The organism is Rheinheimera pacifica (genome assembly GCF_024809855.1).
GTDB lineage: Bacteria > Pseudomonadota > Gammaproteobacteria > Enterobacterales > Alteromonadaceae > Alishewanella > Alishewanella pacifica_A.
Genome location: NZ_JANUEM010000004.1, coordinates 119,319 through 135,503, shown reverse-complemented (window position 1 = coordinate 135,503; position 16,185 = coordinate 119,319). Strand labels below are relative to the sequence as shown.

Here is a 16,185-nt window from a genome sequence, read left to right as displayed (position 1 = left end):
AGAAAAACCTCTTTTCAGTTGATCAAGTTTGTGATCAAATAGCGTTGTCTGATTAAAAAGTGGACAACGCCGAATGCCTAAATACATCCCTTACGATTACAACCAAAGTGCCATGGTGGTGATTAATTATCTCGACCAACTGCAGCCAGGCACCTTTGAACACGCCATTCATTACCTGATTGATAACAAGCTAGACCTGTCGATATTTCACTGTAAATATCAGAATGAGGATAACGGCCGCCCGGCCTATGATCCGGCTGTGCTGTTAAAAATCATTTTGTTTGCCTACTCCAAAGACATTACCTCCAGTCGTGAAATTCAGTGGTGCTGCGAAACCAATATCATTTTTAAAGCGCTGTCGTGTGACACCGTGCCGCACTTTACGACGATAGCGGCCTTTGTCAGTAGCTCGTCGGTACAAATCGCGCAGCTGTTTGAGCAGGTGTTGCTGGTGTGCTATCAGCAGGGCCTGTTAGGTAATGAACTGTTCGCGATAGACGGCTGCAAAATGTCTTCTAACGCCGCTAAGGAATGGTCAGGTACTTTTAAAGAGCTGGCGGCAAAGCGGGACAAATTAAAGCGGCAAATTCGTTACCACCTCGAGCAACATAAAAAGTTGGATGAACGTGAGTCAGCCGATGAGGTACGTAAAGCAAGGCACCAGCAATCTATCGACACGTTGAATAAAGCGCATGACAAGGTTAGTGATTTTTTAAAGACCGCCAGTCCACGGATGAGCCAAGGCAAAAAGCGCACGGAAGTGAAAAGTAATATCACTGATAATGAATCCGCTAAAATGACCACCAGCAAAGGCACGATCCAAGGCTGTAACGGTGTGGCGGCGGTAGATAAAAAACATCAAATCATCGTGGATGCACAAGCCTTTGGTGAAGGGCAAGAACATCATACGTTGGTACCGATGCTGGAAAAGATAAAGCAGCGTTATAAAAGTATGGGCATCAGCGAGAATATCTTCGCCGGTAAAACCATCGTGACAGCTGATACCGGTTTTGCTAATGAAGCGAACAATAGCTACTTGTATCAACAGCAAATCAATGGCTACATCCCTGATAACCAGTTTAGAAAACGGGATCCGAAATTCAGTGACCAGAAGAAAAAGTATGGCAAGCGGCACCAGGATAAGGCGGTTGGACAAAAGGTTGTGATCCCAGCCAGCGCTTTTGAATTTGACCCAATAGCAATGAGCTGTATTTGCCCCTCGGGTTTGTTGCTGTCGAGCCGGGGAGCAGGCCGGAACCTGACGGCCAACAACGAGCGTTGTTTACAGGCAAGTTATTGCAGTGCCGCAGTTGTGATTTAAAAGAGCAATGCATGGTAAACCCAGAATCAGCCAATCATAGAAAAGGCAGCGGCCGACAGGTGTCGTTTTTACTCAAAGCCAATGCACCACCTAATTACACCGATTGGATGAAACAGCGGGTTGATAGCGAGGCTGGTAAGCAGATATACAGCCATAGGATGTCGGTAGTAGAGCCGGTGTTTGGCAATATCGGCACCAATAAAGGGTTAAACCGGTTTAGTTTGCGCGGCAAAACCAAGGTGCAGGGCCAGTGGCAGCTGTATTGCATGGTGCATAATCTGGAGAAGGTAAACCGATACGGTAAGTTAGCGGAATAATGGAGCTAACTAAGCCTCAAACGGCCTGCTAAACCACTGGTTTTACATGAGTAGCGTCAACTGAATCTAGTCTTGATATTCCCGCCAAAAGCATGCAAAGTTGCTAACAAATAATAAACAGAAAGGCCGGAGTAGAAACACTGTGCGCTTAATAGGTTTCTCTACAGGCTTGTTATATACCAAGGAAAGTATGGTAGAGCATTCAAAAGCAACAAGAGTATTGGCTTATATTTGCGCAGTCATATTGTTACCAGTGTATGTTTCTGGGCCAATTGCATTTATTTTAATTTCAGGTAAGCGACTTTCAAATGCTGATGCATCGACAGTTTTTATTCTTGCTGCGCTTGTTATTGGTATCACTTACCTATGCGGTAAGTATTTCTTCTTAATGGTTCGTTTTCTTAGAAGTCTTAAGACGAAAATGACTTACGACGATCAAGGGATAGCTCTATACAAAGGTTCTGAGACAAAACGTTATTCTTGGAATGATTTAAAAGCATCACGTGAATATGCCAGTTGCCAAATTTTCTGCCTAATGGATTCGAGTAAAACGCATTTGTTTAGTATTTGGGAATATGCGAGTGGATATCGTGAGTTTCGCCAAAAAATGTATGAAGAAGTTGGCATATAACAATCGCCATCAAAAACGCGTCTTTCGGGCGCTCGACTCACAACAATTCGCTCGCGTCTGTGGCGTGCGTTGGGCGATCCTGGCTCTCTAATGTTATGCTCGATAAACATCTGCTAATTGATGGCGCCCTTTAGGTTGGTGCTGGTTATGCGTCAAACCAAGCGAACTGGAGTAAAGGAGAAATTATGAAAATTAAGACCACAGTACTATGCCTTCCTGTTACTGACTTACAAAAGTCACTTGTGTTCTACAAAGAGGTTTTTGAATTTCCTGATGCAAGAATAGAAGAGGGAATTCTTGCTCTTGAGTTTCCGAACTTGAGCCTTTTTATTATGGAAAAGGGAAGTTACGAGTCATATAGCACCAAAGCAAATCGCCTGGCGCTTTTACCTGGGGCTTCAGCGCCCGCTATTATTAGTTGTGCGGTAGAAACGAAACAGGAAGTAGATCAGGCGCTTGAACGCGCCAAAGAATTCGGTGGGGTGGTACCTGCAGCACCAGAAGTCGATCCATCATTTGGGGGATATATCGGCTACGTGAGCGATCCAGAAGGACATCTTTGGGAGCTTGTATGTCCGGCCCCAAAATAAGCGTTTGCGCTGCAATGGTTTCTTCTAATCTCGAATCTCAGAAGGCGAACCCGGCTACAGACCGCAGTACGCAGAGGGATTCTACGCAGCCTATGTTCGTGACCCGGATGGAAATAAACTGGCATTCGTTGTATACCCTAAAGAGTAAGAAGTGCACAACAGTCGATAGAGTTGGTTCGTGCATGCTAAAATTGCCCATAAATACAGCCTGATAGGCAGACAATGTTTAGAATTAGCTCGGCATTAAAACAAGCTTTTGCTTCGCAGACGGCAGCTGCCGGGCATACACCGAAAAAAACCAGTAAACGGCGCCGGGTGTTTTTTCTGCTGTTAGCGTTATTTCATACGCTGGGGGCTTTATCTTCGCTTGATGCGTTAATGTCATCGCGCACGTCGCAGGGCAGTATTGCCTGGATAGTGTCTTTAAATACCTTCCCTTATGCTGCGGTGCCTGCTTATTGGGTGTTTGGCCGCAGCCGGTTTCAGGGGTATGTGATCTCGCGTAAAGAAACCGACCATGAGTTGTTTGCCAAGCATCAGTTAAAAACTGCTGGTGTTGAGCCTTATGTTATGGCGTCTGATCGGATCCGTGGCAGCATTGAAGCGGTTGAAACACTGGCAAAAATGCCATTTTTAACCGGTAATAACGGCCAACTGCTGATAGATGGCCAGCAAACCTTTGACAGTATTTTTGACGGCATTCGTCAGGCAGAGCAGTATGTGCTGGTGCAGTTTTATATAGTGCGCGACGACCAGATTGGCCGCCAGTTACAGCAATTGCTGATTGAAAAAGCCCGCAGCGGTGTGGCAGTTTACTTTTTGTTTGATGAAATAGGCAGTTACCGTTTACCTAAACGCTATACGCAGCAACTTGCCGATGCCGGTGTATTTGTACGGCCTTTTCACTCAACCAAAGGGCCGGGCAACCGCTTTCAGCTGAATTTTCGTAATCATCGTAAAATTGTGGTCACAGATGGCCATCATGGCTGGTTGGGCGGCCTTAATGTTGGTGATGAATATCTGGGCGCTGATCCGCGTTTTGGCCAGTGGCGCGATACCCATTTAAAGCTAAGTGGCCCGGCCGTATTAGGTTTGCAACTGTCATTTGTCGAAGACTGGTACTGGAGTAGCGAACAACTGCCAAATTTAAACTGGCAGGCCAAACCGGCAAATGGCAGCGATGTGCCGGTATTAATTATACCTTCTGGCCCGGCAGATCGTTTTGAAACAGCCAGCCTGATGATGCAACATGCGTTAAATAGCGCCACTAAACAGATTTGGATCGCCAGCCCCTATTTCGTGCCTGACGAAGGCACTATGGCGGCACTAAAGCTGGCTGCTTTACGTGGCGTTGATGTGCGGATCCTGATCCCCGAGCGAACAGATAACCTGTTGGTTAGTTTAGCCGCCTATGCTTTTGTCGGGCCGCTGCTGGATGCAGGTATTAAGATTTACCGTTATCAGCAAGGTTTTCTGCACGCTAAAAGTTTTGTGCTGGATGATCAGATTATTGCAGTGGGCACGGTAAATCTGGATAACCGCTCTTTCCGGCTGAATTTTGAAATTACCGCACTGTTGGCAGATGCTGAACTTAATCAGCAGTTACAACAACAGTTTTTGCTTGATTTTGCTGTATCGCGGCAAATGACATCAGATGATGTGCTTAGCCGCTCCTGGTATAAGCGCGCAGCCTCACAAGCCGCTAATTTAATGGCCCCAGTGTTGTAACGTATATTTTTTAGCAGAATATTGCAGTGCTGTAGCTAATTTGGCAACGAAGGGCCAGGCTGGTATGCTTTATTTTGCTGCCGGGTGCTACAAGCGCCAGGCCAGAATGAGCTGAAGGGGCGCTTAGCATGAACAATAGCTTTATTTGTAGCAACCGCTTAACCCGCAGACACTGTCTTAAATTACTCGCTGCCGCTATGGCTGCCAGCTTACTGCCGGTATTCCCCGGTTTTGCCGCTGGCGGCGCACGCCTGCAAAAGACCATTCCCAATAGCAATAAAGTGCTGCCGGTAATTGGCATGGGTACCTGGCGTACTTTTAATGTTGGCAGCGATGCTAAGCTGCTTGCGGCACGCACTGAACTGGTAAAAACCTTTTTTGAGCTGGGTGGCGGCATGATTGACTCATCTCCGATGTATGGCTCGGCCGCCGATGTTATGGGTCATGCCTTATCGCAGCTTGGTATAGCTGACAGCCTGTTTGCAGCCGAAAAAGTCTGGAGCCCGGCCGGAGGCTCGGCGCATGAGCAGGTGGCTGATTTGCAGCGCCGCTGGAATATCCCGCAATTTAATTTACTGCAGGTACATAACCTGAGCGACTGGCGCGAACACCTAGCGGTGCTGCGTGAGCTAAAAGTGGCAGGCAAGGTTAGCTATATTGGAATTACTACCTCACATGGCCGCCGCCACCGCGAGGTTGAGCAGATTATGGCCGCTGAAAACATCGACTTTGTGCAACTGACTTACAACATCGTTGAGCGCGAAGCCGAAAACCGTTTACTGCCATTAGCAGCAGAGAAGGGTATAGCGGTCATTGCCAACCGGCCATACAACGGCGGTAGCCTGATTAAAAACCTGAAACGCCGTGGCGAGCGTTTGCCAGGTTGGGCAGCAGAGCATGGCTGCACTACATGGGCAGAGTTTTTGCTTAAGTTTATTGTTAGTCACACGGCTGTTAGCTGTGCTATTCCGGCTACCACGCAGCTTGAGCATTTGCAGGAAAATATGCGCGCAGGCGTTAACCCGATGCCCTCTGCTGAAAACCGCAAACAGATGGTGCGCTTTTTTGACGCGTTATAACTACACAGGCATGTTATGACTAGCTGGGCCAGTTATCAGCTGCAGGATTTTATTCCCTTTAGCGCCGATGTGTACTTTCGCCTGCTGGAACGGTTAAGCGAAAGCTGGTGGCCGCTGCATATACTTAGCCTGCTGCTGGGCGTTGCAATGCTGGTACTGGCATTAAAAAAACGTGCCAGACTGGTTTGGCTGCTTATGGCACCGGTTTGGGTTTTTGTCGGTTGGGTGTTTTTTATGCAGCACTATGCCCAGCTTAACTGGGCCGGTCACTATGTTGGTTACGCTTTTTGGGTTCAGGCCATATTGCTGTTATGGCTGGCATTAGCCGGTTTGGGCCGCCGTGAGGTGCCAGCCGCTAAAATGTGTATTGTCGCTGGCAGCCGCCCGGCAATTATTGTGGTTCGGCTTGGCATTGCGATTGGGCTTGGCATTGCGGTTACCGGTTTGCTTGCTCTGCCTCTTATGGCACCGCTTAGCCGCGACGGTTGGTGGCAGGCACAGGTGTTTGGCATACATGCCGATCCCACCACTATTACCATGCTTGGCCTGGCGCTTATATTACTGCGGGGCTGGCGTTTGTGGCTGGTCGCTTTTATTCCCTTGCTCTGGCTGCTACTGTCAGGTCTTACCCTGTGGGTGCTGCAGGCCGCAGAAGCCTGGCTGTTGTTCGCTGTATTAGTCGTTTCTCTGGTTGGTATTGCAGTTTTATGCCGATGCTCCGGCAAAAAAGCCTGAAAATATGCTAATTTTGCTGGCTTAAATTACAGGCGGGCATGTGATGGCTAATTCTGCAGCAATAGGTATTTTCGATTCCGGCATCGGCGGGCTCTCTGTCGCCCGTGCAATACGTGAACTACTGCCCAACGAAAGCCTGATTTATGTCGCCGATAGCGGCCATGCGCCCTATGGCGAAAAAGCCGACGATTATATTTACCAGCGTATGCTGCACATTACCCGGCATTTAACCGCTGCTGGTGTTAAAGCTATAGTAGTGGCGTGTAATACTGCAACCACAGCTGCTATTGCCAAACTGAGGGCGCAATATCCGCTGCCTATTATCGGTGTAGAGCCGGGCGTAAAACCGGCAGTACTAGCCAGCAAAAGCGGCGTAGTAGGGGTACTGGCCACGCCACGCACCTTGTTAACGCCAGCCTTTGCTACGTTAGCGCAGCGTTATGCCAACCAGGCAAAAGTGATACTACAGCCTTGCCCGCAACTGGTGCCGTTAATAGAAGCATTAGATTTTAGCGGCAATAAAATGCAGGCATTGCTGCAAAGTTATATTCAGCCCTTGCTGGCACAAGGCGCCGACACCCTGGTGCTGGGCTGCACGCATTATAATTTTGTTGCAGATTTAATTGCCGGAATTGCCGGGCCTGACGTCAGTATTATCCGCACCGAAATGGCAGTAGCCAGAGAGTTGCAACGCCGCCTGGCAGAGGCGGGCTTAATAAACACCGATTTAATAACCCCTGATTTAATAAATAAGGGTACAGCCAAAGCGGCAGCTATATTTTACACCAGCGGCAATACCGATATTTTTAACACTCAGCTGCAGTGTTTATGGGGGAGTGCAGATTTACGCGTGACCGACTGTAAAACTCTTTTGTAATACTAATTACTTCTATTGCCTTTAGAACTTCCTCTTTGCCTGCTATATATTAATACAAATATATTTTCATTATTTTCGCTTTAAATTAACCTGTTAGACATTTTAAAAGCGTGGCGATGTCTTAGATTGCCATCACAGGAGATTAAACCAACAGGCGAAAATAAGTTAACAACAGGAACACTGCAATGAAAAGTACCCCCTCCTATTTGCGGCGCAACGTGATGTCTTTTGCTATTGCCAGTACGTTATTCGGCGGCGTGGTGCCCGCCGCTTTCGGGCAAATAGAGGGCGCAACTATTGCGGGTAAAGTGATCCAACAACAAACCGACCGTAAAGCGGCTGGTGTGACAGTTACAGCGACAGATAAAGACAGAGGTTATAGCAAAACCACTAAAACACGCGATGATGGTTCTTATGTTTTCGTCGGCCTCAGGCCTGGTGTTTACCTGATTAAAGCCGCTGACAATACTTCCGCGCCGGTAGCGCTGCGTATCGGCCAAAGAGCAACGGTTAATATTACTTTACAGGCACCAGGTGATGACGATATTGAGCGTATTACTGTTAGCGGTGTACGGGTGGAAAGCTTTTCCGGTGGCGAAGTTGGCACCAACATTACGCCTGAAATGATTGCCCGGCTGCCACAAAATAACAGAAACTTCTTATCCTTTGCCGATCTTGCGCCCGGTGTGCAGCTTAATACTGACAGTCAGGGCAACGTCAGCATTCGTGGTGGTGCGCAGCATCAGCGCAACGTGAATGTCTTTCTGGACGGTGTCAGCCAAAAAGACTATGTACTCAAAGGTGGTGTTACCGGTCAGGATACCAGCCGGGGTAATCCTTTCCCACAAAACGCTATTGGCGAGTACAAAGTGATTACCCAGAACTATAAAGCCGAATTTGATCAGGTAGGTAGTGTCGCTATCACTGCAGTAACCCGCTCGGGTACTAACGAATTTGAAGGCGATGTTTTTGTTGATTATACCGACGAGGGCTTGCGTCAGGCCGAGCCTAATGAGCAAGATGGCAAAACGGAATCATTGACCCGTCATACCGGCGTACTGCTCTCTGGCCCGCTGTTAAAAGATACGCTGCATTTTTTAATGTCGTACGAGCGCAAAGAGATTAAAGAGCCGGTGGATATTCCAGGTGGTGCAGGCGTTAACCTGGTAACGTTACCGGCAGATCTTGAAGCGTTGCTGGGTAGCGAGACGTCTGGTTTTGAAGAGGATTTATTCTTCGGTAAGCTGGATTGGGTTATCAGTGACAATCACGAGCTGGAGATTTCTGCAAAGTTAAGAGATGAAAGCGATGTCGCCGATTTCGGCGGAGCTAATACCTTAAGTTATGGCGTAAATCGTGAGGTGAAAGACCATCGATACCATCTCAAGCATACCTATCACTTGGACCATGGGCACAATGAATTTCGTCTGACTTATGAAGATGCCAGCTGGAACCCCAAGCCTTACACCGATGATGTGGGTGTAGTGCTGCAAACCGCCTCGCGTCAATCGATACTCAACATGGGCGGGGGCCGCAACTTTCAGGATAAAGGTCAAAAAGGTTGGGCAGTACAGAATGACTTTACATGGCTCGACATAGCATGGCGGGGCAATCATGTTATTAAAGCCGGTATTAAGTACAAGAAAATTGTGCTTAATACATTGCAGCAGCAGCCATACAATCCACAGTATTTTTACAATGTAGAAATTAACGGTGCCGGCAGTTTCGCCATTGACCAGCCCTATATGGTGGAATGGGGGGTACCTGCAACAAACTCAGTGGGTGGCAATGTCGAATCTGAAAATACTCAGCTTGGCTTGTTTATTCAGGATGACTGGGAAGCGACCGACCGGCTGACATTAAACATGGGGGTACGCTGGGATTATGAACAAACACCTGGCTACAAAAACTACCAGACCCCGGCAGAGCTGGTGACGGCATTACGCAATTGGCCGAATCTGGATAATGCTAATTACAACATTGAAGACTATATCAGTACAGGCACAGAGCGCAGTTATTTTAAAGGCGCCTGGCAACCCAGATTTGGCTTCAGTTATCTTATGGACGACAGCCGCAGCCATACGTTATTTGGTGGCTATGGCCGCTCGTATGACCGCCAGCAGTTTGATTTTATCCAGCTAGAACAAAGTAGTGGCTCCTTTGCCCAGGTTAGTTATTTGTTCAGCGGAGACCCGGATAACCCCTGCGATTCGGCTGCGACCAACTGTACCAACTGGGACCCGGTTTACTTAACTCAGCCCGGTCTGGATGGGCTGTTGTCGAGTATTGATGTGAAGGGCGAACGTTTTCTGCTGCACAATGACCTGAAAACGCCTTACTCAGATCAATTTAGTATTGGCATCAGGAGTAACTGGGCTGAATGGAATACCGAGGTCAGTGTTGCGCATACCGAATCCAAAAATGGCTTTAACTGGCTGCTGGGGAACAGGCGGCCTGATGGTCAGTTTCTGGCCGACGGTACTACCTGGGGCCAGCCATGGGCTTTTGGTGTACCAGGCTGGGGTAATTTGATGTTGTCATCCAATGACGGGCAAACCCGCGTCAATAACGTCTTTGTTAAAATTGACCGGCCCCACAGAGATAACTGGGGAGTAAACCTGGCTTACACCTTCAGCGATGCTGAGGAAAACAGGGTATTCAGTGAGGTTTTTGCGCTGGATTATGAAAGTGTGGCCGACTATGGCTGGAAAAAATCTGTCGGCGTACCACAACACCGTGTTGTGGTATCGGGTAGTTACGATTTGCCGTGGGAAATGTTTGTCGCTTTTAAATACACCTGGGCATCAAAAACCACTTATGAATATTTGGACTGCAGACAAGGCAGTACCGCTTGCTTGTTTGACCGCACGGCTCCGGCACAAAGCAAGTACCAGCGTTTTGATCTGTCATTAACTAAAGAGTTTGGCAGCAGTTATCTGGTGAATGGCTCAAAGTTTCGTATTCGTTTTGACGTGCAAAATCTGTTTAACCAAAACAATTACGACAACTTCAATTTAAATCCTGATTCAGCAGAATTTGCTATGCCAAATGCCTTTACCTCTACTAATGGCGGTAAGCGGCAGTTAAAACTCTCTGCTGGCTGGAGCTTCTAGGTATTGCGCAGGGTGTATATATAAGAGGACGACACCGTTAAAAAGCTGCTGTGATGTCGTATCACAGCAGCTTGCGGTTATTCTGCTTGTGAAGCCCATAAATCATATTCATCGGCTTCTTCAACCACAGCGTCAATCAGATCACCAGGCTTAACGCCGGTTAAACCGTTCAGGTATACCGCACCGTCAATTTCCGGCGCATCGGCAAAGCTGCGGCCTATGGCGCCTTCTTCGTCTACTTCGTCGATTAGCACTTTAATAGTTTTGCCAATCTTAGCTTGTAAACGGGCGTTGCTAATGGCTTGCTGGGTTTGCATAAAGCGGTGGTAACGCTCTTCCATGACATCCTCAGGCACCGGATCGGCCAGTTCATTGGCTTTAGCACCTTCTACCGGGCTGTATTTAAAGCAGCCAACCCGGTCCAGTTGCGCTTCTTGCAGCCAGTCCAGCAACATCTGGAAGTCTTCTTCTGTTTCACCGGGGAAGCCGACGATAAAGGTAGAGCGAATGGTTAGCTCAGGGCAGATCTCGCGCCATTTTTTAATCCGCTCTAATACGCGATCGGCCTGGCCGGGGCGTTTCATCAGCTTTAATATGCGCGGGCTGGCATGCTGAAACGGGATATCTAAATACGGTAATACTTTGCCCTGTGCCATCAGTGGGATAATGTCATCTACGTGCGGGTAGGGGTAAACATAGTGCAAACGTACCCAAATACCCATCTCGCCTAAGGCTTCACACAATGACTGCATAGAGGTTTTAACCGGTGAGCCGCTCCAGAAGCCGGTGCGGTGTTTTACATCCACGCCATAGGCGCTGGTGTCTTGCGAAATAATCAGCAGCTCTTTTACACCGGCATTTTTCAGGCGCTGTGCTTCGTCCAGTACTTCGCCCACCGGGCGGCTGACTAAATCACCACGCATTGACGGAATAATGCAAAAGGTACAGCGGTGGTTACAGCCTTCAGAGATTTTTAAATAGGCATAATGCTTAGGTGTTAATTTAACGCCATGATCCGGTACCAGCATGGTAAAGGGGTCGTACTTGGGCTTAGGTACAAACTCATGCACCTGCTTTAATACGTTTTCATACGAATGCGGGCCGGTAATACCCAGTACATTCGGATGTACCTGGCGGATTTCGTCTTCACGCGCACCTAAACAGCCGGTAACAATCACTTTGCCATTTTCAGCCAGCGCTTCACCGATGGTTTCCAGCGATTCTTGTACTGCCGAGTCAATAAAACCACAGGTGTTAACAATAACTAATTCAGCATCGTCATAGGTAGGGACGATATTATAACCTTCGCTTTTTAGCTGGGTAAGAATACGCTCGGAATCAACCAGATTTTTCGGGCAGCCCAGAGACACAAAACCTATAGTATTACCTTTGCCGGCTCCGGCGTTAGCTTGCCCGGCTAAGGCTTTGGTTGCGGTATCCAAAGTGGTGGTTTGCGTCGGATCAAAGGTTTGTACTGTCATAGTGTCTCTTAAAATTGGCTAAGCCGGAAAAAAGTCGGCGGATTATACCTGAATCCGGCTAAAGATACAGAGCCTGCTGTGCAAAAAACAAACAGCTATAGCGGGTGTCTGCGGCAGTTGGCGTTACTCTTTACCTTGCCAGCGGTGTAATGCTTTTAGTTGTTCAAGTAATAGCGTTTTATTGTCGCTATTAAGTTCATGGAACAGTTTAAGCAGAACCTGTGCTTCGGATGTCAGCAATAATTGGCTGGTTTGCTCTGTTAGCCCGGCTTTATTTATTTCGCTACCCTGGCCGTCTGGTAAAGCGGGTTGTTCGCAGGCGGCATATAGCTGCGATGGCGTAGTATTTAACGCTGCTGCCAGCTTTACCAGTAACTTTTGTGAAGGTTGGCGTTGGCCTTTTTCTATGCGAGACACATTGCTGGTAGCAATATCTGCTTCCAGAGCCAGTTGTTCTTGTGTCAATTTGCGCTGAAGACGCAAAATTCGTATGGCGTGCCCAATATGCATATTGAGGATTATCTGGTTGGTTTTGCCTTATTGGCAAAACCTCTGGGGCAATTTGCTTGACACAATGTTCCTATTAGGCAATATTCATTTTGTGATTTGTCTTACGGGCAAATCATATTTAAACTTACGAAAATGTTACAAATGTTTGGTCAAAATATGAATGTTGGCGATGTAACTTTAAGCACACGAATGATGTAGCTGTGTAGCTCTTTCTTTGGGTATTGCTATAAGGAAATAAAACAGATGTTATATAATGCCAAGTACTAATAAAGCTTATTGCCTTGATATTCTGATAATTGAGGATATTCCTGCTCCTTTAGCGTCGTTAGCGGACCTTATGGCTGACAATGGCTACCATGTGCGCCAGTGCCGGGACGATAAGGAAGCATGGCGTTTATTGCAAACAGATATTCCGGCATTAATTTTACTTGATGTACAAAGCACTGAAATCACCGGATATGATATTTGTCGGCAGCTAAAAGCAAAACTTAACACCGCTATACCGGTAATTTTTATTTCTGCATCACATGATATCCAGAGTATTAAGCTGGCTTTTGAGCAGCATGTTGTGGATTACATTGTAAAACCCTATGACGCCACTGAGCTGCTGTCCAGAGTGAAAATGCACCTTAAAATCCGCGCTTTGCAATTACATCAGGATGTAAATGGTGCCGACCAGGCACAGTTGCTGCAAATAGAAATTGCCCAGCGCAGGCAGGCTGAAGCAGGGCTGCTTGCTTCTAGGCAGCAATTACGCCAGCTTACCGGCCACTTGCAAACCATACGTGAAGAAGAGCGGGCCCGTATCGCGCGTGAAATTCATGACGAGCTGGGGCAATCGCTCACGGTAGCCAGTATCGATCTGGTAAAGCTTAAAAGCCATGTTGCACATCAATCCGGCGGCATTGAACAACAGATTGACGATATTATTGAAGTGCTGGAGCACGCAGCAAATACGGCTCGGGCAATCTCTGAAAACCTGCGGCCAGGTATGCTGGATATTCTTGGGCTGGGGCCGGCAATAGAACATCACGTACAGCGTTTTAGCGCCAGAACCGGCATTTGTTGCAAGCTGAGTATGACCAATGAAGGTGATTTTGCCGTTACTGAGCAAATCAGCATTGCGGTATTTCGTATTGTGCAGGAGGCACTGACCAATGTTGCGCGCCATGCTCAGGCGAATCATATCAATATTCAACTGGCAGATTTAGGCCGGGAATTGATGCTGATAGTGCAGGATGATGGCCGTGGCATGTCCTCTGAACCCAGTGCGCAAAGACACTTTGGCCTGTTAGGTATGAGAGAGCGTATTGCTCTGCTTGGTGGGCAAATAGCGATTGGCAGCAAAGAGGGGAAAGGCACCCGGATAGAGGCCTGTATACCTGTTCGCTGTGAGGTAACAGCATGATTCGTGTGCTAATGGCTGACGATCACCCACTGGTAAGAGCCGGGCTGAAATATTTGCTTGCGGGCTGTAGTGATATTCAGTTGATGGCAGAGGTTGATAATGGCAATGATCTGGTTAAACAGCTAAGCCATACTCAGGTTGACGTTATCCTGGTAGATTTACTGATGCCGGGGCGTAGCGGTGTTGAGCTGATCAAACAGATAAAAGCCGACTATCCACGTTTGCCTGTGGTGGTGCTTAGCTCATACAAAGAAGATATGTTTGCCCTGCGTACTATTAAAGCCGGTGCTTCCGGTTATATCTGTAAAGATCATGCTGCCGAACGGCTTATTGATGCTATTCGCAAAGTAGCCGCTGGTGGTGTGTTTATCAGTGATGAGGTACTGCGGCTAATTGCAAGTGATATGCATACACCTGTTCAGTCAATGGCACCGCACACCTTATTATCTGACCGCGAATATCAGATATTTTTACTTATTGTTGCCGGCTTTAGCCCCTGTGAAATTGCTGACCGGTTAAATATTAGTGTTAAAACAATCAGTACACATAAAACCCGCATTAAAGAAAAAACCAGGCTGGCGAATACTTCAGACTTTGTTCGCTACGCGTTAAATCATAAATTGTCGCTGGAGAGCGTTGCCGGTTTATAAGCTTGCTTTATTTGGGAAAAATAGGGGTAGGAATTTTCCTACACTAGCTTCGGTACAATTCCTACAGTTTAAATCAGCACTCTGCCGATAGTGATCTTTCAATAAAAAATTCATCATATTGCGAATAATTCAGGAGCAATGTGATGAATGTCTTTCTGGTTGAGGATTCACCCAATATCAGAAGTCTTATTCGCCTCTGTATCGAGAGTATTGGCGGGCGCATTGCCGGAGAAGCTGATAGCCAGCAACAGGCAATCACTGAGGTATGTCTGCTGAAGCCAGATATTGTCATCATTGATTTGTGGTTGCGTGAGGGGAGTGGCTTTACGGTTATTCAGGCACTAAAAGCACAATTGCCGGACATTACACAGATTGTTCTTAGCGGGCAAAAAAGCGGCCAGATGGAAGCTGTTTGTTTAAAACATGGTGCAGATTACTACTTTGAAAAATCTGCATCCGGCTATGTGCAGTTAGAGCAATTATTAAAAGGCTTTGCAGAGCGTTATGTTAAAAGTTAATACAGTAAAAAATAACCGCGATAGTGTCGGCCTGGCTGTCTGGCTTTGGCCATTATATTTATCGTTAGTCAGCATTGTTATGCTTTTTGTTGTTGCAGGTTGGGGGCTTTTATTTTTTTTAGCTGCATGTTTTCTGTTATGTGCCGGCGGCGTTGTGGCCTGGGTGCAGCAAAACAGTATCAATAAACTGATTAGTGTTACTACCAGCCAGGCCAGACTGCAGGCGCAGCAGCAGTTTGAACAGGATGCCCGGCAATTTCTGGCCAGTTTAAATAGTGTTGAAAATGATGTGGCGGCGGTATGGGCGCGGCAAATTGAAACCGGCCGTGCGCATAGCGAGCAATCTGTTGTTGAGCTGGTAGGGCGTTTTCACGCTATTGTACAAAACCTTGACGACACGGTGCGGTTGTCTGACTCAAACCAGGAAAATGGCGAAAACCCCAATGCTATTCAGGTGCTTAATACCAGCGCTGAAAAGCTGCACTCTATGGTTCACTCATTAAAAGAAGCGATGAGTAACCGTGATGCCCTGCTGCAGCAAGTGGGGCAGTTGGTAAGCTACATTGATGATTTAAAAAGCATGGCAACAGCCGTTGCCAATATAGCTGACCAAACTAACCTGCTGGCATTAAATGCGGCCATTGAAGCCGCCAGAGCAGGGGACAGTGGCCGCGGCTTTTCTGTTGTAGCTGCGGAGGTGCGGGCTTTATCTAACCGCTCCGGCGAAACCGGGCGGCGGATCAGCGACACAGTCAATACTATTAGCAGCGCTATATCTGAGGCGTTTTCATCTGCTGAAAGCTTTGCCAGCCAGGATGTGTCGCGGGTGCAACATGCCGAACAGGACATTAACACAGTACTTAATGACTTCAGGTTAGTTACCGACCATTTAAATGCATCAGCCGACGAGTTACGTAGCTCCAGCATCGGAATTAAAGCTGAAATAGCGCAATCGTTGGTGCATCTGCAGTTTCAGGATCGTGTCAGCCAAATTCTCAGCCATGTGCGCGACAATATTTTGTTATTCCCGGATGCGTTTGCACAAAGCGACGCGCTATTTCAGCAACAAGGAAAACTGGTACCGGTTGACTGGACAAGTTTGCTTGATGAACTGATGAAATCTTATGCAACAGAAGAAGAGCTGGCAAATCATGGCCAGTCATCTGCCACTAAGGCAAACCATACCGGCAGTTCAGACGATCTGGTATTTTTTTAAGGAGCAAACTC

Annotated in this window: 13 protein-coding genes and 1 pseudogene; 12 read left to right on the top strand and 2 right to left on the bottom strand. The window is 47.4% G+C overall.

Annotated features, from left to right (window positions below; all coding sequences use genetic code 11):
- The first annotated feature begins 73 nt into the window (after positions 1 to 73).
- The 8 genes and pseudogenes from M2404_RS07810 to M2404_RS07770 all read left to right on the top strand — a co-directional run bounded on the left by M2404_RS07810 (position 74) and on the right by M2404_RS07770 (position 10,391).
- Positions 74 to 1,638 (top strand): annotated as a pseudogene (locus tag M2404_RS07810) (transposase).
- Between the two features lie 142 nt (positions 1,639 to 1,780).
- Complete coding sequence (locus M2404_RS07800; RefSeq protein ID WP_259239164.1) at positions 1,781 to 2,269, top strand: hypothetical protein; 489 nt, start codon at positions 1,781 to 1,783, stop codon at positions 2,267 to 2,269.
- Between the two features lie 185 nt (positions 2,270 to 2,454).
- Entirely contained in the window at positions 2,455 to 2,859 is a 405-nt protein-coding gene (locus M2404_RS07795; protein WP_259239163.1) for a VOC family protein, read from the top strand.
- A gap of 222 nt (positions 2,860 to 3,081) precedes the next feature.
- Positions 3,082 to 4,587: a cardiolipin synthase gene (cls, locus tag M2404_RS07790; RefSeq protein ID WP_259239162.1), complete on the top strand. Its 1,506-nt coding sequence runs from the start codon at positions 3,082 to 3,084 to the stop codon at positions 4,585 to 4,587.
- Positions 4,588 to 4,784: 197 nt separating this feature from the next.
- Positions 4,785 to 5,666 (top strand): aldo/keto reductase, encoded by an 882-nt coding sequence (locus tag M2404_RS07785; RefSeq protein ID WP_405047777.1) that lies wholly within the window; start codon positions 4,785 to 4,787, stop codon positions 5,664 to 5,666.
- A gap of 15 nt (positions 5,667 to 5,681) precedes the next feature.
- Entirely contained in the window at positions 5,682 to 6,401 is a 720-nt protein-coding gene (locus tag M2404_RS07780; protein ID WP_259239160.1) for an MFS transporter permease, read from the top strand.
- A gap of 43 nt (positions 6,402 to 6,444) precedes the next feature.
- On the top strand, positions 6,445 to 7,278 hold the full coding sequence (murI, locus tag M2404_RS07775; protein ID WP_259239159.1) for a glutamate racemase: 834 nt from the start codon (positions 6,445 to 6,447) through the stop codon (positions 7,276 to 7,278).
- Between the two features lie 185 nt (positions 7,279 to 7,463).
- Complete coding sequence (locus M2404_RS07770) at positions 7,464 to 10,391, top strand: TonB-dependent receptor (protein WP_259239158.1); 2,928 nt, start codon at positions 7,464 to 7,466, stop codon at positions 10,389 to 10,391.
- 77 nt (positions 10,392 to 10,468) lie between these two features.
- On the opposite strand, the gene rimO is transcribed toward M2404_RS07770, so the two are convergent.
- Entirely contained in the window at positions 10,469 to 11,872 is a 1,404-nt protein-coding gene (gene rimO, locus M2404_RS07765; RefSeq protein ID WP_259239157.1) for a 30S ribosomal protein S12 methylthiotransferase RimO, read from the bottom strand.
- 123 nt (positions 11,873 to 11,995) lie between these two features.
- Positions 11,996 to 12,382, bottom strand: coding sequence for a helix-turn-helix domain-containing protein (locus tag M2404_RS07760; RefSeq protein ID WP_259239156.1), 387 nt, complete (start codon positions 12,380 to 12,382; stop codon positions 11,996 to 11,998).
- Positions 12,383 to 12,635: 253 nt separating this feature from the next.
- Here M2404_RS07760 and M2404_RS07755 point away from each other — a divergent pair, with 253 nt between their 5' ends.
- The 4 genes from M2404_RS07755 to M2404_RS07740 all read left to right on the top strand — a co-directional run bounded on the left by M2404_RS07755 (position 12,636) and on the right by M2404_RS07740 (position 16,174).
- Positions 12,636 to 13,790 (top strand): ATP-binding response regulator, encoded by a 1,155-nt coding sequence (locus M2404_RS07755; protein ID WP_259239155.1) that lies wholly within the window; start codon positions 12,636 to 12,638, stop codon positions 13,788 to 13,790.
- Positions 13,787 to 14,440 (top strand): response regulator transcription factor, encoded by a 654-nt coding sequence (locus M2404_RS07750; protein ID WP_259239154.1) that lies wholly within the window; start codon positions 13,787 to 13,789, stop codon positions 14,438 to 14,440. Before M2404_RS07755 ends, M2404_RS07750 begins: the two co-directional genes overlap by 4 nt.
- A gap of 143 nt (positions 14,441 to 14,583) precedes the next feature.
- Positions 14,584 to 14,958, top strand: coding sequence for a response regulator (locus M2404_RS07745; protein ID WP_259239319.1), 375 nt, complete (start codon positions 14,584 to 14,586; stop codon positions 14,956 to 14,958).
- Positions 14,959 to 15,112: 154 nt separating this feature from the next.
- Positions 15,113 to 16,174, top strand: a complete 1,062-nt coding sequence (locus tag M2404_RS07740) for a methyl-accepting chemotaxis protein (protein WP_259239153.1) — start codon at positions 15,113 to 15,115, stop codon at positions 16,172 to 16,174.
- The last annotated feature ends 11 nt before the right edge of the window (positions 16,175 to 16,185 follow it).

Bases quoted from the DNA above. Each gene is read 5' to 3' on its own strand.
- M2404_RS07785 (WP_405047777.1), top strand. From the start codon at position 4,785: ATGGCTGCCAGCTTACTGCCGGTATTCCCCGGTTTTGCCGCTGGCGGC.
- M2404_RS07745 (WP_259239319.1), top strand. From the start codon at position 14,584: ATGAATGTCTTTCTGGTTGAGGATTCACCCAATATCAGAAGTCTTATT.
- M2404_RS07780 (WP_259239160.1), top strand. From the start codon at position 5,682: ATGACTAGCTGGGCCAGTTATCAGCTGCAGGATTTTATTCCCTTTAGC.
- M2404_RS07755 (WP_259239155.1), top strand. From the start codon at position 12,636: ATGCCAAGTACTAATAAAGCTTATTGCCTTGATATTCTGATAATTGAG.
- murI (WP_259239159.1), top strand. From the start codon at position 6,445: ATGGCTAATTCTGCAGCAATAGGTATTTTCGATTCCGGCATCGGCGGG.
- M2404_RS07795 (WP_259239163.1), top strand. From the start codon at position 2,455: ATGAAAATTAAGACCACAGTACTATGCCTTCCTGTTACTGACTTACAA.
- cls (WP_259239162.1), top strand. From the start codon at position 3,082: ATGTTTAGAATTAGCTCGGCATTAAAACAAGCTTTTGCTTCGCAGACG.
- M2404_RS07760 (WP_259239156.1), bottom strand. From the start codon at position 12,382: ATGCATATTGGGCACGCCATACGAATTTTGCGTCTTCAGCGCAAATTG.
- M2404_RS07770 (WP_259239158.1), top strand. From the start codon at position 7,464: ATGAAAAGTACCCCCTCCTATTTGCGGCGCAACGTGATGTCTTTTGCT.
- M2404_RS07750 (WP_259239154.1), top strand. From the start codon at position 13,787: ATGATTCGTGTGCTAATGGCTGACGATCACCCACTGGTAAGAGCCGGG.
- rimO (WP_259239157.1), bottom strand. From the start codon at position 11,872: ATGACAGTACAAACCTTTGATCCGACGCAAACCACCACTTTGGATACC.